Origin of the sequence: Nocardiopsis sp. CNT312 (assembly GCF_000515115.1) — a bacterium.
Lineage (GTDB): Bacteria > Actinomycetota > Actinomycetes > Streptosporangiales > Streptosporangiaceae > Nocardiopsis.
Genome location: NZ_KI911537.1, coordinates 265941 through 292222, shown reverse-complemented (window position 1 = coordinate 292222; position 26282 = coordinate 265941). Strand labels below are relative to the sequence as shown.

Sequence of the window (26282 nt, the reverse complement as noted above, 5' to 3'; positions counted from 1 at the left end):
GGACAGTCTGCCGAAGCCGCGGGAGATCTACGAGTTTCTGGACTCGTACGTGATTGGTCAGGACGCGGCGAAGAAGGCGTTGTCGGTGGCGGTGTACAACCACTACAAGCGTGTGCGGTCGGAGGGGGAGCGTCCGGGCGAGGAGGGTGTGGAGATCGCCAAGTCCAACATCTTGCTGCTGGGTCCGACGGGGTCGGGCAAGACGCTGTTGGCGCAGACGCTGGCGCGGATCCTGAACGTGCCGTTCGCGATCGCCGACGCCACGGCGCTGACCGAGGCGGGGTATGTGGGCGAGGATGTGGAGAACATCCTGTTGAAGTTGATCCAGGCGGCCGACTACGACGTGAAGAAGGCCGAGACGGGGATCATCTACATCGACGAGGTGGACAAGGTCGCGCGTAAGAGCGAGAACCCCTCGATCACGCGGGACGTGTCGGGTGAGGGGGTGCAGCAGGCGCTGTTGAAGATCCTGGAGGGGACGACGGCGTCGGTGCCGCCGCAGGGGGGGCGCAAGCATCCGCACCAGGAGTTCATCCAGATCGATACGACCAATGTGTTGTTCATCTGTGGTGGGGCGTTCGCGGGGTTGGAGAAGTTGATCGAGTCGCGGACGGGTCGGCAGGGGATGGGGTTCAACGCGGTGTTGCGGCCGCGGTCGGAGGTGGCGGAGTCGGCGCTGCTGGGTGAGGTGATGCCGGAGGATCTGTTGAAGTTCGGGATGATTCCGGAGTTCGTGGGTCGGTTGCCGGTGATCACGAGTGTGCATGATCTGGACCGGGCGGCGCTGGTGCGGATTCTGACGTTGCCGCGCAATGCGTTGGTGAAGCAGTATCAGCGGTTGTTCGAGTTGGATGATGTGGGGTTGGAGTTCACTGAGGGGGCGTTGGAGGCGATTGCGGATCAGGCGATCGTGCGGGGGACGGGTGCGCGTGGGTTGCGGGCGATCATCGAGGAGGTGTTGTTGTCGGTGATGTATGAGGTGCCTTCGCGTGAGGATGTGGGTCGGGTGATCATTACGGGGGAGACGGTGGTGGACCACGTGAATCCGACGATCGTGCGTCGGGGGTTGTCGGAGGGCGGTCCGGAGGAGAAGTCCGCCTGAGGGGCCACCGCTCCGTGCGGCCCTCCCCGCCGGGGGAGGAGCCGGGCCCCTTGCGTTTCAGTCCTCTTCGAGGATCTCCGCCATCCGTGTGATGTCCACACGCTGTTCGACGATGACGTCGTTGGCCATCTGCCGCACCGTCCGGTCGTGCCCCTCCTCCAGGACCTCCTCCGCCATGGTGACGGCGCCCTCGTGGTGTGTGGTCATCAGATCGACGAAGAGCCGGTCGAAGGCGTCGCCCTCGGCCGCCGCCAGCTCGTCCATCTCCTCCTCCGAGGCCATCCCCGGCATGTCGTCGTGGTCGACCTCCAGGTCGCATCTGGGGAGGTCGCCGTCGCCGCCGTGGTGGGACACCTCGCCTTCCAGGCCGCAGAAGTTCGCGTAGGCGGGGTTCTCCCGCGCCGGACCGAGGACATTCTCCTCCAGCCAGCCCTCCATGACCTCGATCTCCGGCCCCTGCGCGGAAGCGATGCGTCCGGCGATGCGGTCGATGTCCTCGCGCTCGTGGCGCTCCTCGACCAGATCGGTCATCTCCAGAGCCTGCCGGTGGTGCTCGATCATGAGTACGAGGTAGTTGACGTCGGCGGCGTTGTGCCCCTGCTCCTCGGCCAGGGCCGCGAGCTGTTCGGCCGTGGCCGGGCTGGGCGACTCCCCGGGCGCGCCGGGCGCGATGACGTTCGTGGACTCCAGTACCCCGCTGTCATCGGCGCATGCGGTGGCTCCGAGCAGGGCCAGAGCGGTTCCGGTCGCGAGTGCCAGACGGCGCACGATTCCTCCAAGCGGGGTGGGCGGACGGGGCCCGCACGGGGCGCCACAGTGACACCTTGTCGGTTTTCTACTGACTGTCGGCGTGTTCTGTCCAGTGTCGCGAACGTTTTGATGTGAGGGCGTGTCCCGGGGTCTGCTGGGATCGGTCTGGTTGTTCTGGTTTGTATGTCCGGTCTCAGTGTTTCGTCTGGTGTGAGTCGTCTGCGCAGAGTAGAACAATGAGTAGTTGAATGACTGCTTTGTGTTTCGGGGGTGCGGATGATGGCGGCGGCACGCGGCGGTCCGGCGCGCTGGGGTGCCCTGGGCGCGGGGGTGGTCCTGATCGCGGTCGGATGCGCGCCCCCGGCGCGGGCCGCCACCGAAGCACCGGCCGACGCCGCCGTGCTGAAGGGTGTCGAGCACCTGGCCCACGTGCCCAAGCCCGCCCTCCTCGGCGGCTCGGCCGCCCTCAACTCGGACCTGGCCTTCACCGGTGACTACGTGATCGGCGGAAACTACAACGGGTTCGTCGTCTACGACGTCTCGGAGCCGGAGTCGCCGGAGATCGTCTCCGAGGTGCTGTGTCCGGGCGGGCAGGGGGACGTGAGCGTCAGCGGCGACCTGCTCTACTTCTCCGTCGACTACCCGAGGAAGGGCACGGAGTGCGGGGCGGAGGCCGTCGCCCCCTCCGACCCCGAGGGGTTCGAGGGCATCCGGATCTTCGACATCTCCGACAAGGCCGCCCCGCAGTACGTGGCGGCGGTGCGCACCGACTGCGGTTCGCACACCAACACCCTGGTCCCGGGCGGCGACCGCGACTACGTCTACGTGTCGTCCTACTCGCCCTCGGAGAGCTTCCCGAACTGCCGGCCGCCGCACGAGCGCCTGTCGATCGTCGAGGTGCCCCATGACGCGCCCGAGGACGCAGCGGTCGCTGCCACCCCGGCGCTCTTCGGCCCCGGGGACGACCCCAAGACGATGGGCTGCCACGACATCACCGCCTACCCCGAGCGCGGCCTGGCCGCCGCGGCGTGCCTGGGCGACGGGCTGCTGCTCGATATCTCCGACCCGCTCGCGCCCGTCGTGCTCGACCGGGTCCGCGACGACAACTTCGCGTTCTGGCACTCGGCCACCTTCACCGCCGACGCCTCCACCGTGCTCTTCACCGACGAACTGGGCGGCGGCTCGGCCGCCGTGTGCGACGCCGAGACCGGTCCCGAGCGGGGCGCGGACGCCGTCTACTCGGTCGGCGGCGGCACGGACCTGGTCTTTCGCAGCTACTACAAGATCCCCCGCCACCAGGCGGACACCGAGAACTGCGTGGCGCACAACGGTTCGCTGATCCCGGTCCCCGGGGGCGACTTCTTCGTGCAGGGCTGGTACCAGGGCGGGGTGTCGGTCGTCGACCTCACCGACCCCGACGAGCCCCGGGAGATCGCCTTCTTCGACCGCGGCCCCTGGGACTCCGCCGCGCTGCGCACCGCGGGTTCGTGGTCGGCCTACTACTACAACGGCCACGTGTACTCCAACGGCATCCAGCGGGGCCTGGACGTGCTCCGGCTGACCGACCCGCGGCTCGCCCCCGCCGAGGGGGTCCGCATGGACCAGTTCAACCCGCAGTCCCAACCGTCGCAGCCCGCTCCCTAGTCACTGTGTTCAGTCTGGGGGGCGAAAACGTCTTTTCTGTTAAGAAGGAAGGTTTCTTTTCCATCCCTCTATGCATCTCTACGCCCCAATGTGTACATTTCTCATGTTTCGCCTGAACGGAACTTGGAGTGTAGATGCCCCTCATCCCCCAACCGCGTGTGAGACGCGGAGCCGCCGGGCTCGCCCTCGCATCCACAGCGGCCCTGATCGCCGGACTGCTCGGCCCTGCGGCCGCCGCCGCTGACGAGGAATTCGTCAGTGACGCTATGACCAGTGAAAATGTCACTCACGTTGCCAATGTCCCCAAGACCGAGGTCATGAGTTCCTACAACTCGGACCTGGCTTTCACCGGTGACTACGTGATCGGCGGAAACTACAACGGGTTCGTCGTCTACGACGTCTCGGAGCCGGAGTCGCCGGAGATCGTCTCCGAGGTGCTGTGTCCGGGCGGGCAGGGGGACGTGAGCGTCAGCGGCGACCTGCTCTACTTCTCCGTCGACTACGCCCGCGCCGGAACCGAGTGCGGGGCCCCAGCCACCTCCACCACGAACCCCGAGGGGTTCGAGGGCATCCGGATCTTCGACATCTCCGACAAGGCCGCCCCCCAGTACGTGACTGCGGTGCGCACCGACTGCGGTTCGCACACCAACACCCTCGTCCCGGGCAAGGACGGCGAGCACGAGTACGTCTACGTGTCGTCCTACTCGCCCAACGCGGCCTACCCGAACTGCCAGCCGCCGCACGACGCGATCTCAATCATCGAGGTCCCGCTCGACGACCCCGCCTCGGCACAGGTCATCGACACCCCGGTGCTCTTCCCCGAAGGCGGAAACTCCGGCACCTCCGGCTGCCACGACATCACCGCGTTCCCGTCCGAGGACATCGCCGCCGGCGCCTGCATGGGCGACGGTGTCCTGATGGACATCTCCGACCCCGCGGCCCCCGTCGTCACCGACGTGGTCCGGGACGAGAACTTCGCGTTCTGGCACTCGGCGACCTTCACCAACCGGGGCGGCACCGTCATGTTCACCGACGAACTCGGCGGTGGCGGCGGGGCCACCTGCAACGAGGAGATCGGCTCCGAGCGCGGCGCCAACGCCATCTACACCATCGGGGGCTCCGACGAGGACCCGCAGATGAGCTTCGAGGGCTACTACAAGATCCCCCGCCACCAGGCGGACACCGAGAACTGCGTGGCGCACAACGGTTCGCTGATCCCGGTGCCCGGCGGTGACTTCTTCGTGCAGTCCTGGTACCAGGGCGGCGTGTCCGTCATGGACTTCAACGACCCCACCGACGCCACCGAGATCGGCTACTTCGACCGTGACCCGATCAACGAGGACCGCCTGGTCCTGGGCGGCTCGTGGTCGGCGTACTACTACAACGGCTACGTCTACTCCTCCGACATCACCCGGGGGCTGGACGTGCTCAGGATCGACGAGCCGCGGTTCAACGTGGCCGAGCGGGTCTTCATGGACGAGTTCAACCCGCAGTCGCAGCCGGTGTACCGTCCCGGCCGAGGCCGGGGCGACTGCGACGACCGGGGAGGACACGGGAACCGGCACGACCGCGGTGACCGCGGTGACTGCGACGACCGGGGCGGCAGGGGACGCCACTGACGCCGACTGAGTGACACGGGGGCTGGGGACGGCACGGGCCGCTCCCCGGCCCCGCACCCCTGTCAGCCGAAGAGCCGGTCGGTGGGCGCCTCGACGGCCTCCAGCACCCGTCCGGTGAAGTACACCGTGCCCAGCGCCAGGACGCGCCGCCCCAGCGCCGGGAACGACGCGGCCGACAGCTCCTCCGCCCGCATCCGCCCCCAGCGCGCGGGCAGTGCGCGCTCGAACCTCAGGTGGGACTCCGGCAGGACGACCGTGGTGACGGGCAGGCCCTCCAGCGCCTCCACCACGCCTGACACGTCCTTGTGGTCGGGAAGGCACAGCAGGACGTGGTCGATTCCGCCCCACACGCCGCGCGCGTGCGCCACCGCCGCGGCGACCCCCGCACCGTTGATCGCCGAGTCCACGACCACCTCCCCGCCGCCCACCGCGTGGCGGGACAGGCGGGCGGGCAGGCGCACCGTCTTCAGTGCCCCGTGCAGCCGTTCCCGGGAGGGGCGGGGACGTCCCAGGACGTCCAGCATGCGCAGCGCCGCCGCGGTCCCCAGCACCCCCGAAGCCGCCGACAGCCCTGCCGGGCGCAGCCGGGCGGGGGGTTCCGCGTCCTCGTTCCCCGGGTCGACGGTCTCCACCGCCACCCGCCCGCCGGTCGCCTCCGCCAGCGCGGCGGCGACCGCCTCGGAGACCTCCTCCGTCTGGGGCAGGCTCACCAGCGCCTGTGTGCGGTCCCCCGCCACACGGGCCTTCTCCCGGGCGATCTCCGGGACGGTGTCCCCCAGCACCCCGAGGTGTTCGCCGAACACCCTGCCCAGGGCCACCACGTCCGGGCCGATGATCCGCAGCTCGTCGCGGTGGCCTCCCGCGCCCGCCTCCAGCACGCACACGTCGGCTCCGGACCGCCGTGCCTCCAGCATCCCGGCGATGAGGAACAGGCCGCTCGGGGCGAGGTGCCCCCCGGTCTCCGCCACCGGGGGCAGGCTCAGCCGGGCCCGCTCGATCAGGTCGCCCAGGGCGTCCAGCCCGGCACCGGTCACCGACACCCCGTCCACCCGCACCCGCTCCCGGTACGACCGGAAGCTCGGACCGGTGACCAGGACGGTGCGCAGACCGGCGGCCGACAGCGCGGCGGAGGCGTAGGTCGCCGTGCTCCCCTTGCCCTTGGACCCCACCACGCCCAGGACGGGTACGGACGCCGGGTTCAGCTCCAGTGCGTCCATGAGCAGTCGGGCGCGTTGACGGCTGCGGACCTGTCCGGGGCGGCGGGCCGCCCACTCGGTGAAGAAGGGGCCAAGGGTGTCCATGCCCCCAGTATGCTGCGCCCGGCGCGTGTCATCGTTCGCCCAAGCCGGGGCGGTCCGCGTGCAGACGCACATACACTGGCGCTCGTGTGCACTCCGACGACCCCTGAGACACCGTGAGCGGCGCCGGCGCCCGTGAGCGCTACGACGAGGTGGCCGCCGAGATCATGTCCCGGACGCCCGAGTCCGAGATCGACCCGCGGCTGGACCGGATCCGGACCCTGCTCGATCTGCTAGGGGAGCCCCAGCGCGGCTTCCGGGTGGTCCATGTCACCGGGACCAATGGCAAGACGTCCACGGCACGCATGATCGACACGCTGCTGCGGGCACGCGGCCTGCGCGTGGGCCGCTACACCAGCCCGCACCTGCGTACGGTGCGCGAGCGCATCGTCGTGGACGGCGAGCCGGTCTCCCGGGAGCGGTTCGTCGAGGCCTACGACGACATCCGCCCGTACGTGGAGATGGCCGACGCCGCGGGCGAGGGTCGGCTGTCGTTCTTCGAACTGCTCACGGCCATGGCCTACGCGGTCTTCGCCGACACCCCGGTGGACGTCGCCGTGGTCGAGGTCGGCATGGGCGGGCGCTGGGACGCCACCAATGTCGTCGACGCCGACGTCGCCGTGGTCACACCGATCTCCATCGACCACACCGAGTACCTGCCCGACACCGTGGAGGGCATCGCCGAGGAGAAGGGCGGCATCATCAAGCCCGGCTCCGTCGCGGTCCTGGCCCAGCAGCCCCTGCCGGCCGCCGAGGTCCTCATGCGCTGCGCCTCCGAGACCGGGGCCCGGGTGGCCCGGGAGGGACTGGAGTTCGGCGTCACCTCGCGGGACGTGGCCGTCGGCGGCCAGCAGATCGCGGTCAAGGGCCTGACCAACGGGTACGAGCGGCTGTTCCTGCCGCTCTTCGGCGCCCACCAGGCGGGCAACGCCGCGGTCGCCATCGCCGCCGTCGAGGCGTTCGCCTCCGCCGGTGAGGAGGGGGAGGGCCTCGACCCGGCGATGGTCGGCGAGGCCCTGTCCGAGGTCGCCGCTCCCGGGCGCATGGAGGTGGTGCGGACCAGTCCCACCGTCGTGGCTGACGCCGCTCACAACCCGGCGGGCATGGCGGCGACCGCCTCCGCCGTGGAGGAGTCGTTCGGCTTCTCCCGCCTGGTCGGCGTGGTCGCGATCATGGCCGACAAGGACGTCGAGGGAATTCTGGAACCCCTCGAACCGCTGTTGGACGACATCGTCGTCACCCGCAATTCCTCTCCCCGCTCCCTCGAACCCGCGCGGCTCGCCGCCCTCGCCGAGGAGATCTTCGGCCGGGACCGGGTCCACACGGCCCACCGACTCGACGACGCCATCGACCGGGCCATCGGCCTGGCGGAGGAGACCGGGGAGTTCGGCGGTGCCGGAGTACTGGTCACCGGTTCGGTCGTCACCGCCGGTGACGCCGTTCACCTGCTGCGCGGTCCGGGTGAGTAGAGGGGCCTGACGAAGGGAATCCACCGTGCGCGTCATCTGTGCTGTCGTTCTCGCCTTCGAGGCCGTGGTCCTCGGCCTCGTCATACCCGTCGCCATCATGGTGGAGGGGATGGAACCAGCCTGGGCCGTCGGGGTCTGGGGCGGCATGGCCGCCGCCGCGCTCCTCCTCGGCGGCCTCCAGAAGTACTCCTGGGGCCACTACGCCGCCTGGGCCCTCCAAGCGGTCATGGTCGCCACCTCGTTCCTGGTACCGGGAATGGTGATGATCGCGATCGTGTTCGGCTCCCTGTGGGTGGCCGGGGTGGTCCTGGGGCACCGCACCGACCGGATGAAGGCGCTCCACGCGGAGCGCGCCCGGGCGGATCAGGCCGCAGGCACCGCGCCGGAGGCCTGAAGACGGTAGTGTGACCAGGGTCCGGGCACGCGGCCCGTCCTCCGCGGGGCTCTCCCCGAACGCGGCCGCGCCCCTGTCGTGACACCCACCCTTTTCCTCCGCGCGCGGCCGACGCCGTGGGCGAGCGCCCACCTGCGCCACGCGGAGCCCTAGTGAGGAGTTGACAACGCACGTGGAGCGCACACTCGTTCTCATCAAACCTGACGGTGTCCGCCGCAACATCGTCGGCGAGGTCGTCTCGCGCATCGAGCGCAAGGGGCTGAAACTGGCCGCCATGGAGCTGCGCACGCTCGACGCGGCCACGGCCAGGACCCACTACGAGGAGCACGCCGAGCGTCCGTTCTTCGACTCCCTGGTGGAGTTCATCACCGGCGGTCCGCTAGTGGCCATGGTGGTCGAGGGCGAGCGCGCGGTCGAGGCCTTCCGGGCCCTGGCCGGGGCCACCGACCCCGTGACCGCGGCCCCCGGCACCATTCGCGGCGACTTCGCCCTGGAGGTCCAGGCCAACATCGTGCACGGCTCGGACTCCACCTACTCCGCCGACCGCGAGATCAAGCTGTTCTTCCCCGAGCTGGCCTGACGCCCGTCCCGTGTGCCGCCCGGCCCCTCCGCGGGTCGGGCGGCACACGTGTTCCAGAGGCCGCCCGGTGTCTTTTCCGGCACATCGGCTATGTCAGCATTCGTCCGCGATCTCGGCGCCATTTCGGTGTGTTCGTGTAACGGGCTAAGTGCTTTCCGTTACGATACGGGTTGATGAACACCCATCGTTCCGGAACGACTACCTATGGTCGTGGCGGGTGCCCGCGTCCGACCCAACGCCTCTGAGGACGTCACATGCCGAACAACCTTGCCTTCCTCGGTCGGGACATGGCCGTCGACCTGGGGACCGCCAACACACTGGTGTACGTACGCGGGCGCGGCATCGTGCTCAACGAACCGTCGGTCGTTGCCGTCAACACCTCCACGGGCAGGATCGTGGCGGTGGGGATCGAGGCCAAGCAGATGATCGGCCGGACCCCGACCAACATCACGGCGATCCGCCCGCTCAAGGACGGCGTCATCGCCGACTTCGAGATCACCGAGCGGATGCTGCGCTACTTCATCCAGAAGATCCACCGGCGCCGCCACTTCGCCAAACCGCGCGTCATCGTCGCCGTCCCCAGCGGGATCACCTCGGTCGAGCACCGTGCGGTCAAGGAGGCGGGCTACCAGGCCGGGGCGCGCAGGGTGTACATCATCGAGGAGCCCATGGCCGCCGCCATCGGCGCCGGGCTCCCCGTCCACGAGCCCACCGGGAACATGGTCGTGGACATCGGCGGCGGCACCACCGAGGTCGCTGTCATCTCCATGGGCGGCATCGTCACCTCCCAGTCCATCCGGGTGGGCGGTGACGAACTCGACCAGGCCATCATGACCTTCATCAAGAAGGAGTACTCCCTGATGATCGGGGAGCGCACCGCCGAAGAGCTGAAGATGGCCATCGGTTCGGCCTACCCCACGGCGGAGGAGGAGCTCCAGGCCGAGGTACGCGGCCGCGACCTCATCAGCGGCCTGCCCAAGACCATCGTCCTGTCCGAGAGCGACGTCAGGCAGGCCCTGGAGGAGCCGGTCACCACGATCATCGACGCGGTTCGCACCAGCCTGGACAAGTGCCCGCCCGAGCTGTCCGGCGACATCATGGACCGCGGCGTGGCCGTCACCGGCGGCGGTGCGCTGCTGCGCGGACTCGACGAACGGCTGCTCCACGAGACCGGTATGCCCATCCACGTCGCCGACAACGCGCTCGACTCGGTGGCGATCGGTTCGGGCACCTGTGTGGAGAACTACGAGCGCCTGCACCAGGTCCTGGTCCCCGAACGGCGGCGCTGACATGTTCCGTGACGCACCGAGATCCCGCCTGGTCCTCGCGCTCCTGGTGACTGCGGCGGTCGCCCTGATCGTCCTGGACTCGCGCGCGGGCGGCGGCCCCGTCACCGACACGGGGCGCAGGGCTGGAGAACTGGTGTTCGCCCCGGCCTCCTCCGCCGTGAGCGCCGCCGCCGGCCCGGTCACCGACCTCTACGACGGGCTGCGCGCGGGCCCCGCCGCCGCCGACCGCATCGAGGAGCTGGAGCGGGACAACGCCGAACTCCGGGAGCGGCTGCGGGCCGCCGAACTCGACGAGGAGCGCGCACAGCAACTCGACGAACTGCTCCACCTGTCCGGCAGGGGCGGCTACGAGATCGTCGCCGCGCAGGCGGTCACCCGTGTCACCTCCCACGGCTACGGCCGCACGGTCACCCTGGACGCGGGAAGCGACTCCGGGATCACTGCGGACATGACGGTGGTCAACGGCCAGGGCCTGGTCGGGCGCGTCGTGGAGGTGGGGAAGCGCACCTCCACCGTCATGCTCGCCACCGACGTCGCCTCGGCGGTCGGGGTCCGGCTGGAGGGCACCCGCAAGATCGGGGTGGCCAAGGGCGGATCGGTGCCCGGAGGACCCGACGCAGACCTCACCCTGGAGCTGTTCGACCTGGAGACGCCCGTGGAGGACGGGGACCGTCTGGTCACACTCGGCTCCCACGACGGTGCGCCGTTCGTGCCCGGTGTGCCCGTGGGCACCGTGGAGGCGGTCCAGATGTCCCCGGGCGCCCTCAGCCGCCTCGCCCGGATCGCCCCGGTCGTCGACTTCGCCGCGCTGGACGTGGTGGGGGTGGTCGTCTCGGGGCCCGCGGAGGACCCGAGGGACTCCGTCCTTCCCAGCCAGCCCGACCCCGAGGAGGACCGATGAGAACCGCGGCGACCCTGTTCATCGTGGCCCTCGCCATCCTGGTCCAGGCCACCGTCGTCAACCGGATCCCCTTCGCCTGGGGCACTGGCCCCGACCTCGTGGTCGCCGCCCTGGCGGCGGTGGCCCTGACCGCCAGCCCCGCCGTGTCGGCCGGGTCCGGCTTCGCCGCCGGGCTGGCTATGGACCTCATGCCCCCGGCCGAGCACGCCGTGGGCCGCTACGCGCTCGTCCTGTGCGTGGTCTTCTACCTCGTCGCCCTGCTGCGCACCAACACCGGTGCTCCGGGCGCCGTCGGCGGCCGGCCCTCGGCCTGGACCGGTATCGGTGCCGCCCTGGCCGCGTCCCTGGGGGTGAGCGCCGCCTACGCGGCGGTCGGCCTGGTCGTGGGCGACCCGCGCCTGTCGCTCGGGGCCCTCGCGGTGGCGGCGGGTACGGGTGCGGTCCTGACGACCCTGGCCGCACCGCTGGCCACGCTCCCCCTGCTGTGGATACGCACCGCGTTCACCGAGGACGAGTTCGCCACCGTCCAGGGCCCGACCCGCCTGGGGGGGTGGTGAGCCGTGCACAGGCCTCCCGGTACCCCCGCCCGGCCCGTGCGCAGGCTGGGCACGCTCGGCGTCGTCCTGGCGCAGGTCCTGGTCGTGGTGCTGTTCGCCGCCCTCGGTGTGCGCCTGTGGTATCTCCAGGTGCAGAGGGGCGACCACTACCGCGAGCTCGCCGTCTCCAACCACCACCAGGAGCTCGTCGTCCCGGCCACCCGGGGCCAGATCCTGGACGCGCGGGGGCGGGCGCTGGTCAACAACCGGACTGAACTGGTCGTCTCTGCCGACTACCACGAACTCCAGGGCATGCCCGACGACGGTGAGGCGGTCCTGGCAGAGCTGTCGGAGGCGCTCGGCACCCCGCTGGAGGAGCTCAGGCAGCGCATGCGCCTGTGCGGCCCCACCGTGGAGCGCCCCTGCTGGCCGGGCTCCCCCTACCAGCCGGTCACCCTCGCCGAGGGAGTGGGCAGCCAGGCCGCCCTCCAGATCATGGAGCACCCCGAGCGGTTCCCGGGGATCACCGCCCAGGCCCACGCCGTCCGCGAGTACCCCTACGGGGACCTGGCGGGCCAGGTGCTGGGTTACCTCCAGCCGGTCACCCAGGAGGAGCTGGAGGCCCGGGAGCAGCTCCGTACCCAGTTCACCGGTATCGACCAGGTCGGCCGCGACGGCCTGGAGAAGATCTACGACGCACAGCTGCGCGGCACCGCCGGGCTGCGCACCCTGGGCGTGAACAACCACGGCGAGATCATGGAGGTGCTCTCCGACCGGATGCCCGAGGCGGGCATGCACCTGGTCACCCACCTGGACGCCGAGGTCCAGGGCATCGCGGAGAAGGCCCTGGCCGAGGGGATGGCCGCGGCCCGGCCCCGGTACCCGGCCGACTCCGGTGCCGCCGTCGTCCTGGACGTGCGCACCGGGGGGGTGGTGGCGCTGGCCAGCGTCCCCTCCTACGACCCGAGCGTGTGGCGGGGCGGGATCGACCAGGAGACCTTCGACGAGATGCTCAGTGCGGAGGCAGGGGAGCCGCTGCTCTCGCGGGCCATCCAGGGGCAGTACCCGCCCGGGTCCACGTTCAAGGTGTCGTCGCTGTCGGCCGCCGCCGAGAACGGGTACTCACTGCGCAGCACCTACGCCTGCCCCGGTTCGATCAACGTGGGTGGGCAGAACTTCGAGAACTACGCCGGACAGGGACACGGGACGATCACCCTGCACCGGGCGATCGTGGTCTCCTGCAACACCGTCTTCTACAACTTCGGCTACCGGATGTGGCTGAGCGACGGAGGCCTCCACCCGGACGGCGAACCGGACGAGGCCATGGCCGCGATGGCCCGCGGCTACGGCTTCGGCTCGCCGACCGGGATCGACCTTCCCTACGAGACCGGCGGCCGCATCCCCGACCGACAGTGGAAGCGCGACTTCTGGGAGCAGACCAAGGAGAACAACTGCCACCGCGCCGAACACGGGTACCCCGACGTGGCCGATCAGGACCCGTCGCACGCCGCCTACCTCAAGCGCCTCGCCCACGAGCACTGCGTCGAGGGGTTCGAGTGGCGCGCGGGCGAGGCGGTCAACTTCTCGATCGGCCAGGGCGACGTGCTGGTCAGCCCGCTGCAACTGGCCGCCGCCTACGCCGCCATCGCCAACGGCGGCACCCTGTACGAGCCGCGTGTGGCCCGGGCCCTGGTGTCGGCCGACGGCAGTGAGGTCCAGATGATCGAGCCGTCCGTCAAGGGGCGGCTGCCCGTCAGCGAGGAGACCCTCGCCTACCTCCAGGCCGCGCTCACCGAGGTGCCCAAGGCGGGCACGGCCAGCGGGGCCTTCGGCGGCTTCCCGCAGGACCTGGTGTCGGTGGCGGGCAAGACCGGCAGTGCCGACGTCGTCGGGCGCCAGGTCTCCTCCTGGTTCGCCTCCTACGCCCCGGCCGACGACCCGCGGTTCGCCATCGTCGTCTTCGTCCACCAGGGCGGGACCGGCGGTGCGACCTCCGCGCCCATCGCCCGGAAGATCTACGAGGGCATCTACGGCTTCTCCGCGAACGCCGGGGGCGAGGACGAGGAGGGCGACCGGCCCCCGAGCGAGGGCGCGCTGCCGGACGGCAGGCCCTGGCAGGAGCTGCCCACGGTCCGCTCCGACGGCTCCATCGACCTTCTGGACCGGTGAGCATGGACACGTACACGAGTGCCCCCGAGGCACCCCGCGCCCGGCTGGGCCGGTCCGCGGCGGGTGTGGCCCGCCGCCTGGACTGGGCGCTCATCGCCGCGGTGGCGGCGCTGTGCGCCATCGGGACGATGCTGGTGTGGTCGGCGACGCTGCCGGGGGACGGCAGCGGGCCGATGGAGGCCACCGGGCACATGCGCCGTCACCTGGTCCACCTCGCGGTGGGCTGGGCGCTGTGCCTGACGGTGGCCTCGGTGGACTTCCGCGCCGTACGCGGCTACGCGCCGCTCGTCTACGGCGCGACCCTGATGGCGCTCATCATGGTGCTCACCCCGCTGGGCGCGGTGATCAACGGCTCGCGCGGGTGGATCGTGCTCGGCCCTGTGCAGTTCCAGCCCAGCGAACTGGCCAAGGTCGGCCTGATCCTCGTCCTGGCCACACTGCTCGGGGAGCCCCGGGACGGCGAGAGCAAACCGATGACCAGGGACGTCCTGTACTGTCTGCTGGCACTGGCCCTCCCCCTCGCGCTGGTCCTGCTCCAGCCCGACCTGGGGACCACGCTCGTCCTGGGCATGATCTTCCTGGGGATGCTGACCCTGTCGGGCGCGCCCCTGGCGTGGGTGGTCGGCATGCTCGCGTGCGGGGTGGCCACCGCCTGCGCCGTGTGGTGGTTCGACCTGCTGGAGCCCTACCAGCTGGACCGGCTGGCCACCCTGATCGACCCGTCCGCCGACCCCCAGGGAGCGGGCTACAACTCGGCCCAGGCCCTGATCGCCGTGGGCTCGGGCGGCTTCTCCGGCACCGGGCTGTTCCAGGGGGAGCAGACGCACGGCCGCTTCGTCCCCGAGCAGCACACCGACTTCATCTTCACGGTGGCCGGTGAGGAGCTCGGGTTCGTCGGCTCCGTGGCGATGGTCGCGCTGTTCATCGTGGTCTTCTGGCGGATCCTGCGGATCGCCGCGGGCTGTGACCAGCCCTATCCACGGCTGCTGTGCGTCGGTGTGGCCACCTGGTTCGCCTTCCAGAGCTTCATCAACATCGGGATGGGCCTGGGCATCATGCCGGTCACCGGGCTGCCCCTGCCGTTCGTGTCCTACGGCGGCACCGCGATCGTGGCGAACATGCTGGCTCTGGGCCTGGTGCTGGGCGTACATGTCCGGGACCGGGGTTTCGAGTGAGACACCGGGGAGAGCGTTAGCCTGAGGGGAAACCGTCCGCCGTTCGTCGACCGAAGGCCGCACATGTCCGTCGAAAGTGTCTTTCCGCGACTAGAACCCCTGCTGAACCGGGTGAGCAAGCCCATCCAGTACGTCGGGGGCGAACTCAACTCCGTGGTCAAGGACTGGGACGAGGCCCGGGTGCGCTGGGCGCTGATGTACCCGGACGCCTACGAGGTCGGGGTTCCCAACCAGGGGGTGCAGATCCTCTACGAGGTCCTCAACGAGCGCGAGGGCGTCCTGGCCGAGCGCACCTACGCCGTCTGGCCCGATCTCGAAGGGCTGATGCGCGAGCACGGGATCCCGCACTTCACCGTGGACGCGCACCGGCCCCTGTCGGCCTTCGACCTCCTGGGCGTGAGCTTCGCCAGCGAGATGGGGTACACGAACCTGCTCACGGCGCTGGACCTGGCGGGGATTCCGCTGCGCTCGGCCGAGCGGGACGAGGCGCATCCGGTCGTGCTGGCGGGCGGGCACTCGGCGTTCAACCCTGAGCCGATCGCCGACTTCCTGGACGCCGTCGTGCTCGGCGACGGCGAGGAGATCGCCCTGGCGATCACCGAGATCGTCCGCGAGCACAAGGAGGAGGGCGCCCCGGGGGGCCGCGACGGGCTGCTGCTGCGCCTGGCCGCGACCGGAGGGGTCTACGTGCCGCGCTTCTTCGACGTGGCCTACCACGACGACGGCCGGATCGCCTCCTACGCGCCCAACCGGCCCGGGGTGCCCGTCACGGTGCACAAGCACACCGTGATGGACCTGGACCAGTGGCCCTACCCGAAGAAGCCCGTCGTGCCCACCGCCGAGTCCGTGCACGAGCGCTACAGCGTGGAGATCTTCCGCGGGTGCACGCGCGGCTGCCGGTTCTGCCAGGCGGGGATGATCACCCGACCCGTACGTGAGCGCAACCAGGAGACCGTCACCCGGATGGTCGAGGAGGGCGTCAGGAACTCCGGCTTCCAGGAGGTCGGCCTGCTGTCGCTGTCGAGCGCCGACCACAGCCAGATCGGCGGCATCGCCAAAGGACTGGCCGACCGCTACGAGGGGACCAACACCGGCCTGTCGCTGCCCTCCACGCGTGTGGACGCCTTCAACATCGACCTTGCCAACGAACTCACCCGCAACGGGCGCCGTTCGGGCCTGACCTTCGCCCCCGAGGGCGGCAGCGAGCGCATGCGCCGGGTGATCAACAAGATGGTCACCGAGCAGGATCTGATCCGCACGGTGACGGCCGCCTACGAGGCGGGGTGGCGCCAGGTGAAGCTGTACTTCATGTGCGGGCTGCCCACCGAGGAGGACGAGGACGTCCTGGCCATCGCCGACCTGGCCACGGAGGTGATCAGGACCGGACGTGAGGTGACCGGGCGCAAGGACATCCGCTGTACGGTCTCCATCGGCGGGTTCGTGCCCAAGCCGCAGACGCCGTTCCAGTGGGCGGGCCAGACCTCGCACGAGGCCGTGGACGCCCGCTTGCGCAAGCTGCGTGACAGGCTCAGGGGCGACCGCAGGTACGGCAAGTCGATTGGCCTGCGCTACCACGAGGGCAGGCCCTCGATCATCGAGGGCCTGCTCTCGCGGGGCGATCGCCGAGTGGGCCGGGTCGTCGAGGAGGTGTGGCGCGCGGGCGGCCGGTTCGACGGCTGGAGCGAGCACTTCTCCTACGACCGCTGGGTGGCCGCCGCGGAGGCGGCGCTGGCTGGCGAGCCGGTGGACGTGGACTGGTACACCACCCGTGAGCGGGAGGAGGACGAGGTCCTGCCGTGGGACCACCTCGACGCGGGACTGGACCGGTCGTGGCTGTGGCAGGACTGGCAGGACGCGCTGCACGGTGAGGAGTCGCTGGAGGTCGACGACTGCCGCTGGACCCCCTGCTACGACTGTGGCGTGTGCCCGAGCATGGGCACCGAGATCCAGATCAACGCGCCTGCCGGGGGGAGGCCGATGCTCCCGCTGACGGTGGTCTGAGGGTTCGCCCCGACGCGCTCGGGGCCGACCGCGCCGCGCCCGGGTACGCGGGGGCGGCGATAGGATTCCCGCGCCGGGCCCGGGGCCGCCTCGGCGGCCCGCCCGGGGGAGGTGGTGAAGTACGGCCCGGCGCCCCGCTCGCGCCGGGCCGTACGTGTAGTAGGACTCGCGGCCCTGTTCGGGGGTTGCCACGGTTTCGGATTTTCTTCGGATTTTTTTCCCGGCAGCCGGTGTTGCTCTAGTGAACGCCGGTTCACACTCCGTACGTTCTCGCGGGGGACTTTTCGATCGCAGGTCAGCGGGGCAGGTACCGGTATGCGTGGTCCTGTTGGCGCATGTGCACCGCGACGCACCGTACGCTGAACAGGACTGAGGAACAGCCCCTTCAGGTCGCACGCCGACCCCACCGGGGGCACGAGGAAAGGAGTTGAGCTGCCCCCCGCATCCGAGGGCACCACCTCACCCTTCACCACCAGGCCCGGCCAGAGGCTCCGCGTCCGCTATGCCAAGCGCGGACGCATGAGGTTCGCCAGCCACCGCGACATCGCCCGGGCGCTCGAACGCGCCCTGCGCAGGGCGGAGATACCGGTCGCCTTCTCCGCGGGTTTCTCACCGCACCCGAAGGTCTCCTACACCGGCGCCGCCCCCACCGGGGTCGCCAGTGAGGCGGAGTACCTCGAACTCACCCTGGCGGAGGCGCGGGACCCGGAACGGGTCAGAACCGGTCTCGACGAGGCGATGCCCCACGGCATCGACGTCGTCGAGGTCCTCGAAGCACGCGGACCCGGGCTGGCCGACCGGCTCCAGGCCTCCGAATGGAGTGTCGAGCTGGCGGGCGTGGACCCCGAGACCGCGGCGGCGGCCTCGCGGGCCTATCTGGCCGCGGACGGCGTTGAGGTGGAACGGATGACGAAGAAGGGCCGGCGCCGGTTCGACACACGGCCGGCCGTGGTCCGCCTCGACGTGGGGAGCGGCCCCGACGGGCGTGCCCCAGGGGAAGACCACACCACATATGCCATACTTCGCATGGTTGTGCGGCACGTGACACCCGCCGTACGGCCGGACGACGTGCTGAACGGCCTGCGCCTCGTGGCCGACCTCGCGCCGCCGTCATCTCCGCTGATGACCCGGCTGGCGCAGGGGCCACTCGACGAGACGACAGGTGCGATCGCGGACCCGCTCACCCCGGACCGGCCCGCCGCCCACACCACCGTGGGCACCGGCTCCGAGGACGACCGCGCCCATGACAGGCGTGTGGGAGCACCACGGCCGCCGGCACCCGTGGCGGGGGCCCGCCCATGAGCGGCCCCGCGGTGGGGAACGCGGGCGTGACCACAGGACTTTGCGCCGGCGGCGCCCAAGCGCCGTCGGCGTTGGAACAGCGACGACAGCTCTTGTGAGCCGCGCCGCCGACCGAGAGGTCGCGGCGCGCCCGAGGGCTTTGACGGGAGACCGCCCGGATGCTCGACAACGAGCCCACGACCGGTGCCGACGGCGCCGAGGGTACAACTGAAACAACCGAGAACACGGCGGCGACGCCTCCCGCGGGGGAGGGCGGGGTGCGCGTGACCACGCCGGCGCCCGCCCAGGGCGCACGCCGTGCCGCGGGACCACCCCCCGAACCCGACGACGTCTTCACGCCTCCCTCCAGGCCCGTCACGAGCCTGGCCGGATCCGGTGAGGGCGGCATGGTCAAGACCGCCGTGGCGGCCGCCCCGCGCCGGCGTACCGTGCGCGCGGCGGGCAGCCCTGAGGAGGAGCCCGCCCCGCGCCGCCGCAAGCGCCCCGCCACGCGCAAGGCCGCCGGACCGGCTGCGGGGGAGGAGAGCGGCGCGACCGCCGAAACCGCTCCCGAGTCCTCCGGCGCGGGGACCGAGTCCGCCGACGCCGGTGAGGGCGGAGGCCTCTTCCAGTCGCCCGCCATGCTCTTCCAGCCGCCGGTCGCCTCCCAGACGCCCCCGTCGGCCCCCGCCCAGACGGCGGCCGAGGACGAGGCGGAGGACGAGGACGAGGCGGAGACCGGGGCCGCCTCCGGCGACTCCGGGCAGGAGGAGGGCCAGGAGCAGGCCGAGGGAGCCGAGGAGCGCCCCACCCGCCGTCGCCGCCGCCGCGGCGGCCGGGGCCGGGGCCGCTCCCGGTTGGCCGAGGAGGCCTCGACCGAGATCGAGGGCAGGGCCGCGCGCAAGGAGGCGAAGGAACCGGCCGAGGAGACCGGCGCGTCCCCCGTCGCCGCGAGCGGTCGACGTACGGACCGCACCGCCGATGAGGAGGGCTCCAGCCGCCGTCGCCGCCGTCGCCGCCGCCGCGCCGGTGCCTCGGGCGAGTCCACGAGCGACGACCCGCCGAACACCGTGGTGAAGGTGCGCGAGCCGCGCCAGGAGAAGGCGATCGAGGACGAGGTCCAGGCCGTTCGCGGCTCCACCCGTCTGGAGGCCAAGAAGCAGCGCCGCCGCGAGGGCCGCGAGCAGGGGCGCCGCCGCGCCCCCATCGTCACCGAGTCGGAGTTCCTGGCCCGCCGTGAGGCCGTCAAGCGCGACCTCGTGGTCCGCCGTATCGAGGACCGCACACAGATCGCGGTCCTGGAGGACGACGTGCTCGTCGAGCACTACGTCGACCGGGCCGCCCACCGCTCCTACGTGGGCAACGTGTACCTGGGCCGGGTGCAGAACGTGCTCCCGTCCATGGAGGCGGCCTTCGTCGACATCGGCAAGGGCCGCAACGCCGTCCTGTACGCGGGCGAGGTCAACTGGGACTCCTTCGGGCTGGAGGGCCAGCCCAAGCGCATCGAGTCGGTGCTCAAGTCCGGCCAGTCCGTCCTGGTGCAGGTCACCAAGGACCCCATCGGACACAAGGGTGCCCGCCTCACCAGCCAGGTCAGCCTGCCCGGCCGCTACATGGTCTACGTGCCCGGCGGCTCCATGACCGGGATCAGCCGCAAACTCCCCGACAAGGAGCGGGCGCGCCTGAAGCAGATCCTCAAGAAGGTGATGCCCTCCGACGCCGGCGTGATCGTGCGCACCGCCGCGGAGGGGGCCAGTGAGGAGGAGTTGGAGCGCGACATCTCGCGCCTGGCCAAGCAGTGGGAGTCCATCAAGCGCAAGTCGAAGTCGGCGAGCGCGCCGTCCCTGCTCAACAGCGAGCCCGACCTGACGGTGCGGGTCGTGCGCGACGTGTTCAACGAGGACTTCTCCAGCCTGGTGGTCTCCGGGGAGGAGGCGTGGGACACCGTCCACGAGTACGTGGACTACGTGGCCCCGAACCTCTCCGAACGCCTCTCGCACTGGACCGGGGACCGCGACGTCTTCGCCGCCTACCGGGTCGACGAGCAGATCAACAAGGCCCTGGAGCGCAAGGTGTGGCTGCCCAGCGGCGGCTCCCTCGTCATCGACCGGACCGAGGCCATGACCGTGGTCGACGTCAACACCGGCAAGTTCACCGGTCAGGGCGGCAACCTCGAGGAGACGGTCACCAAGAACAACCTGGAGGCTGCCGAGGAGATCGTCCGCCAGCTCCGGTTGCGCGACATCGGCGGCATCATCGTCATCGACTTCATCGACATGGTGCTGGAGTCCAACCGCGACCTGGTGCTGCGCCGCATGCTCGAATGCCTCTCGCGCGACCGCACCAAGCACCAGGTGGCCGAGGTCACCTCGCTGGGCCTGGTGCAGATGACGCGCAAGCGCGTCGGCCAGGGCCTGCTGGAGGCCTTCTCCCACACCTGTGACCACTGCAGCGGCCGCGGTCTGGTGCTGGCGGCCGAACCCGTGGAGGGCAAGGGCGGGGGCCGCAAGAAGAAGAAGTCCAAGGCCGAGGCGGAACAGTCCGACAAGGGCAAGGACAAGGGCAGGTCCGGGGACGACCAGACCGGGCCCGAGGCCGCGGAATCCGACGAGGGCGGGGTACAGGCGGCCGGGGCCGACGACCAGCCGGCCAAGGGCAGGAAGACGCGCAAGCGCGCCTCCCGCTCCAAGAGGGCGGCCGAGTCCGCCGGAGAGCAGCCGGAGCATTCCGGGGAGGACACGGCGGAGCGGGGGTCCCCCGCCTCCGACACACCTGGCGAGGCCCCCGGGAAGCAGGCCGCGCAGGAGTTGCGCTCCGAGGCCGAGGGCACCGCTGAGGACACCCCCGAGCGCCCCAAGCGCCGCAGGACGCGGCGCACCAGGACGGCGGCCGCCGGGGCCGCCGCCGAGACCGGATAGCCCGGTCCCCGGGTCCCGTCGCGTGTCCGGACCGGTGCCGAACCGGTCCGGGTGCGGGCACATGTACAGGCCCGTGGTGAGCCGGTGGTAATCTGATGGGCGGTGCGTCGGCGCGCTTCGCGACAGTGCGGGCCCCGACACCGAAGTGCTCTCCACGCAGGGTTTGTTTCCCTCAGATCCCCGCGCCCCGCTACAGGCGATTCAAGGATCGTGGAACGAGGCTTCTCCCCACCCAGGTGGGGGCGGCCCCTTCACAGCCAGGCCTGGCACAGGCAGGGCTGACCCGGGGGCCCCGCGCCAGCGGGGATGGACTTCCCCCGGGAATGGTCCCAGTGAGTGCATTATTCGTTGAGCGAGCAGGAAGAGAGTGACCCGGTGTACGCGATCGTGCGAGCGGGCGGCCGACAGGAGAAGGTGTCCGTCGATGACGTCCTGAACATCGACAAGGTCTCCCAGGAGGCCGGTGCCACCCTGACGTGGCAGCCCATCCTTGTCGTCGACGGTGACAACGTCATCAGCGAGGCCGACAAGCTGAACGGGTACACGGTCACCGCCGAGGTCCTCGGCGAGACCGCCGGTCCCAAGATCAACATCATGAAGTACAAGAACAAGACCGGTTACAAGAAGCGCATGGGTCACCGCCAGAAGCACACCCAGGTGCGCGTCACCGGCATCGCGGCGAAGTAGGAGGCCTGGAGAGATGGCACACAAGAAGGGCGCTTCGTCCAGCCGTAACGGTCGTGACTCCAACGCCAAGCGGCTCGGCGTCAAGCGCTTCGGCGGTCAGACCGTTTCGGCCGGCGAGATCCTGATCCGCCAGCGCGGCACCAAGTTCCACCCCGGGGCCAACGTCGGCCGCGGCGGTGACGACACGCTGTTCGCCCTGGTCCCCGGCCAGGTCAAGTTCGGCAACTACCGCGGACGCAAGGCCGTCAACATCGTTCCGGCCGCCGCCGAGTAGGTCGCGCACGGACATCGCGGTTTCGGGGCGGGCCAGGGAACACTGGCCCGCCCTTCGCGTTGTCACCGACAGGAGACGTGTCCGCCCGCGCCCGCGGGCGGGAGGAGGAACGAGGAGAGCCATGCCGGACTTCGTCGACGAGGCGGTCTTGCACATCAGGGCCGGGAACGGCGGGCATGGCTGTGCCTCCGTGCACCGGGAGAAGTTCAAGCCGCTCGGCGGCCCGGACGGCGGCAACGGCGGCCGCGGCGGCGATGTCGTCCTGGAGGTCGACGCCCAGAGCGCGACCCTGCTGGACTACCAGCGCCGTCCCCACCGCAGCGCCGCCAACGGAACCCCGGGCCAGGGCGGCCACCGCTCCGGCGCCAACGGCGAGGACCTCGTGCTTCCCGTACCCGACGGGACCGTGGTGACCGACGCCGCCGGTGGGCCGATCGCCGACATGGTCGGGCACGGCACCCGCCTGATCCTGGCCAAGGGCGGCAGCGGCGGACTGGGCAACGCGGCCCTGGCCTCCAAGAGGCGCAAGGCCCCCGGCTTCGCCCTCAAGGGCGAGGAGGGCGAGGCCTTCGACGTGCGCCTGGAGATGAAGACCATCGCCGACGTCGGTCTCGTCGGCTTCCCCAGCGCGGGCAAGTCGTCGCTGATCGCCGCCGTGTCGGCCGCCCGTCCCAAGATCGCCGACTACCCGTTCACCACCCTCGTCCCGAACCTGGGAGTGGTGGAGGCGGGCACCGTCCAGTACGTGATCGCGGACGTTCCAGGACTCATCCCGGGGGCGAGCGACGGCCGGGGCCTGGGCCTGGAGTTCCTGCGCCACATCGAGCGCTGCTCCACACTGCTGCACGTCTTGGACTGCGCCACCTACGAGCCCGGCCGCGACCCGGTCAGCGACCTGGAGGCCCTGGAGGACGAGCTGGCGGCCTACGGCGAGCGGGCCGGGGTGGACCTGTCCGACCGTCCGCGCCTGGTCGCTCTGAACAAGGTGGACGTGCCCGAGGCCCGCGAGCTCGCCGAGCTGGTCGCCCCGATGCTGGTCGAACGCGGCTACCGGGTCCTGGAGGTCTCCGCGGCCTCCCGCGAGGGGCTGCGCGAACTGTCCTTCGCCCTGGCCGAGCAGGTGTCCGCGGCCCGCGAGGCCGCACCGCCCGCCGAGCCGACCCGGATCGTGCTCCGGCCGAGGATGCTCGGCGAGACCCCGTTCGAGATCGTTCCGCTGGGCGACAACGCCTTCCGTGTGCGCGGGGACAAGCCCGCCCGCTGGGTGCGCCAGACCGACTTCTCCAACGACGAGGCCGTGGGCTACCTCGCCGAACGCCTCAACCGCCTCGGTATCGAGGACCAGCTGGCCAAGGCGGGGGCGGTCGACGGCGCCGAGGTGCACATCGGTACCGAGGAGGACTCGGTGGTCTTCGACTGGGACCCCTCCGCCGACGCCGAGGCGGTCCCGTCCGGCCCGCGCGGCACCGACGCCCGGCTGGGCTGACCCGCGCGGGGACGGACGCTCCACACCAGCCGGAGACCCCCATTAGGTACGCGCGGCCTGGCCGTGCCACGGACAAAGCCCTCGGTGGACAGCGTGAGAACCGAACGAAGCGACGAACTCGAAGAGGCGGGCCGCAAGGCGGTCGCGGGTGCGGGACGGGTCGTGGTGAAGGTGGGGTCGTCGTCACTGACGACCCCCGAGGGCCGGATCGACTCCGGCCGCATCCGCGACCTCGTCGAGGTCCTGGCAGCCCGCCGCGCCCTGGGCCAGGAGGTCATCCTGGTCTCCTCCGGTGCGGTCGCCGCCGGGATGACCCCGCTCGGCCTGGCCCATCGGCCGCGTGACCTGGCCTCGCAGCAGGCCGCCGCCAGCGTCGGGCAGGGGCTGCTCCTGGCCTCCTACACCGCCGAACTGGCCGGGCACGGCCTCAACGCCGCCCAGGTCCTGCTCACGGTGGAGGACATGATGCGCCGGGTGCAGCACCGCAACGCCCAGCGCACCCTGCGCCGTCTCCTGGACATCGGCGCGCTCCCCATCGTCAACGAGAACGACACGGTGGCCACCCACGAGATCCGGTTCGGCGACAACGACCGTCTCGCCGCCCTCGTCGCCCACCTGATGCGCGCCGACGCGCTCGTGCTGCTCTCGGACGTGGACGCCCTCTACGACGGCAATCCCTCTGACCCCTCCACCTCCGTGGTGCACCTCGTGCGCGGCCCCGGGGACCTGGACGGCATCGACATCGGAACCGCGGGCAAGCGCGGCGTGGGCACCGGCGGGATGGTGACGAAGGTGGAGTCGGCCCGCATCGCCACCGAGGCCGGGGTCCAGACGGTGCTCACCTCGGCGGCCAACGCGCGCGCAGCCCTCGCGGGGGAGCGGGTGGGCACCCTCTTCGCGCCGGGCAACGGTCGCCGTCCCTCGACCCGCCAGCTCTGGTTGGCGCACGCCACCGCGGGTCGGGGCAGCCTGGTGCTGGACCCGGGGGCGGTCAGGGCCGTGGTGAGCGAGAAGGCCTCGCTGCTGCCCGCCGGCGTGGTCCGGGTGGCCGGGGCGTTCCACGCGGGAGACCCCGTTGACCTGCGCGACGAGCAGGGCAACGTGGTCGCGCGCGGCCTGGTCAACTACGACGCCTCCGAGGTGCCCGACATGATGGGGCGGTCCACGCGGTGGCTGGCCCGCGAGATGGGGCCCTCCTACGAACGCGAACTCGTGCACCGCGACGACATGGTCGTCCTGTGAGCCGTGTGCGGGCAGATCAGGCCATCTTGCGCACCACCGACAGCGGCAGCACCCGCATCGCCCAGCCGATCGGCACCCAGGGCCAGGCGGGCACGTAGGCCTTGGCCCTGCGCTTCTCGATGGCCCCGACCATGGCGCGCACGCCGGTTTCCGTGTCCGCCATGAACCGGGTCTTCTGCTCGACGTGCTCGTTCATCTCCGACCGGATGTAGCCCGGGTAGACGACCGACACGTCCACACCGGGGATGCGCTCGGAGCGCACGCCCTCGGCCAGGGCGGCCACTCCGGCCTTGGAGGCGGCGTAGACCGTCATGGCCTTGCGCATGCCGCGCAGCGCCGACATCGACGAGATGATGACCAGGTGTCCGCGTTCCTGGGCGCGGAAGACCTTCAGAGCGGCCTCGGTCTGGGCGAGGGCCCCCACGAAGTTGGTCATGGCGGTCTGGCGGTTGGCGTCGAACCGGCCCCTGCCCAGGGCGGCCCCCTTGCCCAGGCCCGCGTTGACGATGACCCGGTCCAGGGTGCCGAGTTCCCCGGCGAACCGGTCCATCACCCGGAAGACGGCCTCGTCGTCGGTGACGTCGAGGGTCTGGAGGACCACCCTGCGGTCGGGGTGGGCCGCGGTGATTTCCTCGCGCAGGGCCTCCAGGCGCTCCGTGCGGCGGGCGGACAGCCCCAGGTCGTAGCCGAGTGCCGCGAACTGGCGCGCCATCTCCGCTCCCAGGCCGGAGCTCGCCCCGGTGATGACGACGGTTCCCCTGCTCATTCCACTCCCCGTGCTCATGAACGGACTTTCCAGACATATTGCACCCTACTGGGGAAGGGTCGCGCTCGTCCGTCGCGCGGGTCGGGCGCGGGGACCTAGGATGCCGAGGTGAGCGAAGACACCACACACCCCCACAAGGGCCAGGTCCGAGAGATCCCCACCGAGAGCAACGCCACCCGCCTCGTCTACGCGCCCGAACGCGACGGCCTCGCCGACGCCGGCGAGATCGTCTGGACGTGGGTCCCCTACGAGGAGGACCCGGAGCAGGGCAAGGACCGGCCGATGCTGGTCGTGGGCCGCAAGGACGGACGGCTGCACGGGCTGATGCTCTCCTCCCAGACCCCCGACCACTGGGAGCGCCAGGACTGGCTGCCCATCGGCTCCGGTGCCTGGGACCGGGAGAGGCGCGACTCCCACATCAGGGTCGACCGCCTCTTCGAGTTCGACGAGGACGACATCCGCCGGGAGGCCGCCGTCCTCGACGAGGAGGTGTTCTGGCTGGTCGCCGACGTCTTGCGCGCCCGCTACGGCTGGAGCTGACCCGGCCCCCCTCACGGGTCCCCGGGCCCCACCGGGACGATCGGGCCGGAGGGGCCGCCGCCCAGCCCCCACCGGGACGGGGCGGCCGGGTGTCTCCCCGCAGGGATCCGTCCGGGGCCTCCCGTCACCGGTGCGGTACCCGGGCGGGGGAGACGGCGCGG

At 71.0% G+C, this 26282-nt stretch carries 22 protein-coding genes; 19 read left to right on the top strand and 3 right to left on the bottom strand.

Annotated elements, in window-relative coordinates; translation table 11 throughout:
• On the top strand, positions 1-1102 hold a 1102-nt coding region (clpX, locus tag B042_RS0120155), incomplete at its 5' end, for an ATP-dependent Clp protease ATP-binding subunit ClpX (protein ID WP_028649235.1).
• A 57-nt stretch (positions 1103-1159) separates the two neighbouring features.
• On the opposite strand, the gene B042_RS0120150 is transcribed toward clpX, so the two are convergent.
• The gene (locus B042_RS0120150) at positions 1160-1870 is read right to left on the bottom strand and encodes a DUF305 domain-containing protein (RefSeq protein ID WP_028649863.1); all 711 of its coding nucleotides are present in this window, start codon (positions 1868-1870) and stop codon (positions 1160-1162) included.
• Between the two features lie 261 nt (positions 1871-2131).
• Between B042_RS0120150 and B042_RS0120145 the strand changes: the two genes are divergently transcribed.
• Together B042_RS0120145 and B042_RS24000 are read left to right on the top strand one after the other, a co-directional pair.
• On the top strand, positions 2132-3496 hold the full coding sequence (locus B042_RS0120145; RefSeq protein ID WP_081748905.1) for an LVIVD repeat-containing protein: 1365 nt from the start codon (positions 2132-2134) through the stop codon (positions 3494-3496).
• A gap of 134 nt (positions 3497-3630) precedes the next feature.
• Positions 3631-5115, top strand: coding sequence for an LVIVD repeat-containing protein (locus B042_RS24000; protein ID WP_155989243.1), 1485 nt, complete (start codon positions 3631-3633; stop codon positions 5113-5115).
• Positions 5116-5177: 62 nt separating this feature from the next.
• Here the strand turns inward: B042_RS24000 and B042_RS0120135 are convergent, their stop codons facing one another.
• Positions 5178-6416, bottom strand: a complete 1239-nt coding sequence (locus tag B042_RS0120135; RefSeq protein WP_028649861.1) for a folylpolyglutamate synthase — start codon at positions 6414-6416, stop codon at positions 5178-5180.
• Between the two features lie 113 nt (positions 6417-6529).
• Here B042_RS0120135 and B042_RS0120130 point away from each other — a divergent pair, with 113 nt between their 5' ends.
• The 15 genes from B042_RS0120130 (at position 6530) to proB (ending at position 24815) form a co-directional block, all read left to right on the top strand.
• Positions 6530-7882, top strand: a complete 1353-nt coding sequence (locus B042_RS0120130) for a folylpolyglutamate synthase/dihydrofolate synthase family protein (protein WP_028649860.1) — start codon at positions 6530-6532, stop codon at positions 7880-7882.
• Between the two features lie 25 nt (positions 7883-7907).
• The gene (locus tag B042_RS0120125; RefSeq protein ID WP_028649859.1) at positions 7908-8276 is read left to right on the top strand and encodes a DUF4233 domain-containing protein; all 369 of its coding nucleotides are present in this window, start codon (positions 7908-7910) and stop codon (positions 8274-8276) included.
• Positions 8277-8448: 172 nt separating this feature from the next.
• Entirely contained in the window at positions 8449-8856 is a 408-nt protein-coding gene (gene ndk / locus B042_RS0120120) for a nucleoside-diphosphate kinase (protein WP_028649858.1), read from the top strand.
• Between the two features lie 254 nt (positions 8857-9110).
• Positions 9111-10145, top strand: a complete 1035-nt coding sequence (locus B042_RS0120115) for a rod shape-determining protein (RefSeq protein ID WP_028649857.1) — start codon at positions 9111-9113, stop codon at positions 10143-10145.
• Between the two features lies 1 nt (position 10146).
• Entirely contained in the window at positions 10147-11046 is a 900-nt protein-coding gene (gene mreC, locus B042_RS0120110) for a rod shape-determining protein MreC (protein WP_028649856.1), read from the top strand.
• Positions 11043-11603, top strand: a complete 561-nt coding sequence (locus B042_RS0120105) for a hypothetical protein (RefSeq protein ID WP_028649855.1) — start codon at positions 11043-11045, stop codon at positions 11601-11603. The genes mreC and B042_RS0120105 overlap by 4 nt, the downstream gene beginning before the upstream one ends.
• A 3-nt stretch (positions 11604-11606) precedes the next feature.
• Entirely contained in the window at positions 11607-13751 is a 2145-nt protein-coding gene (gene mrdA, locus B042_RS0120100; protein ID WP_028649854.1) for a penicillin-binding protein 2, read from the top strand.
• A gap of 2 nt (positions 13752-13753) precedes the next feature.
• The gene (gene rodA / locus B042_RS0120095; RefSeq protein WP_028649853.1) at positions 13754-14926 is read left to right on the top strand and encodes a rod shape-determining protein RodA; all 1173 of its coding nucleotides are present in this window, start codon (positions 13754-13756) and stop codon (positions 14924-14926) included.
• Between the two features lie 63 nt (positions 14927-14989).
• On the top strand, positions 14990-16927 hold the full coding sequence (locus tag B042_RS0120090) for a TIGR03960 family B12-binding radical SAM protein (protein WP_028649852.1): 1938 nt from the start codon (positions 14990-14992) through the stop codon (positions 16925-16927).
• A gap of 519 nt (positions 16928-17446) precedes the next feature.
• Positions 17447-18229 carry a TIGR03936 family radical SAM-associated protein gene (locus B042_RS0120085; RefSeq protein WP_028649851.1) on the top strand — a complete coding sequence of 261 codons (783 nt, stop codon included), beginning with the start codon at positions 17447-17449 and terminating at the stop codon, positions 18227-18229.
• Positions 18230-18387: 158 nt separating this feature from the next.
• On the top strand, positions 18388-21126 hold the full coding sequence (locus B042_RS0120080) for an Rne/Rng family ribonuclease (RefSeq protein WP_028649850.1): 2739 nt from the start codon (positions 18388-18390) through the stop codon (positions 21124-21126).
• A gap of 375 nt (positions 21127-21501) precedes the next feature.
• Positions 21502-21813, top strand: coding sequence for a 50S ribosomal protein L21 (gene rplU, locus B042_RS0120075; protein ID WP_028649849.1), 312 nt, complete (start codon positions 21502-21504; stop codon positions 21811-21813).
• Between the two features lie 13 nt (positions 21814-21826).
• Positions 21827-22087 (top strand): 50S ribosomal protein L27, encoded by a 261-nt coding sequence (gene rpmA, locus B042_RS0120070; protein ID WP_028649848.1) that lies wholly within the window; start codon positions 21827-21829, stop codon positions 22085-22087.
• A gap of 121 nt (positions 22088-22208) precedes the next feature.
• Positions 22209-23573, top strand: a complete 1365-nt coding sequence (obgE, locus tag B042_RS0120065) for a GTPase ObgE (protein WP_028649847.1) — start codon at positions 22209-22211, stop codon at positions 23571-23573.
• An 84-nt stretch (positions 23574-23657) separates the two neighbouring features.
• Complete coding sequence (proB, locus tag B042_RS0120060; protein ID WP_028649846.1) at positions 23658-24815, top strand: glutamate 5-kinase; 1158 nt, start codon at positions 23658-23660, stop codon at positions 24813-24815.
• Positions 24816-24831: 16 nt separating this feature from the next.
• Here the strand turns inward: proB and B042_RS0120055 are convergent, their stop codons facing one another.
• The gene (locus B042_RS0120055) at positions 24832-25581 is read right to left on the bottom strand and encodes an SDR family oxidoreductase (protein WP_028649845.1); all 750 of its coding nucleotides are present in this window, start codon (positions 25579-25581) and stop codon (positions 24832-24834) included.
• A gap of 108 nt (positions 25582-25689) precedes the next feature.
• On the opposite strand from B042_RS0120055, the gene B042_RS0120050 reads away from it, so the two are divergent.
• Positions 25690-26121 carry a type II toxin-antitoxin system PemK/MazF family toxin gene (locus tag B042_RS0120050; RefSeq protein ID WP_028649844.1) on the top strand — a complete coding sequence of 144 codons (432 nt, stop codon included), beginning with the start codon at positions 25690-25692 and terminating at the stop codon, positions 26119-26121.
• The last annotated feature ends 161 nt before the right edge of the window (positions 26122-26282 follow it).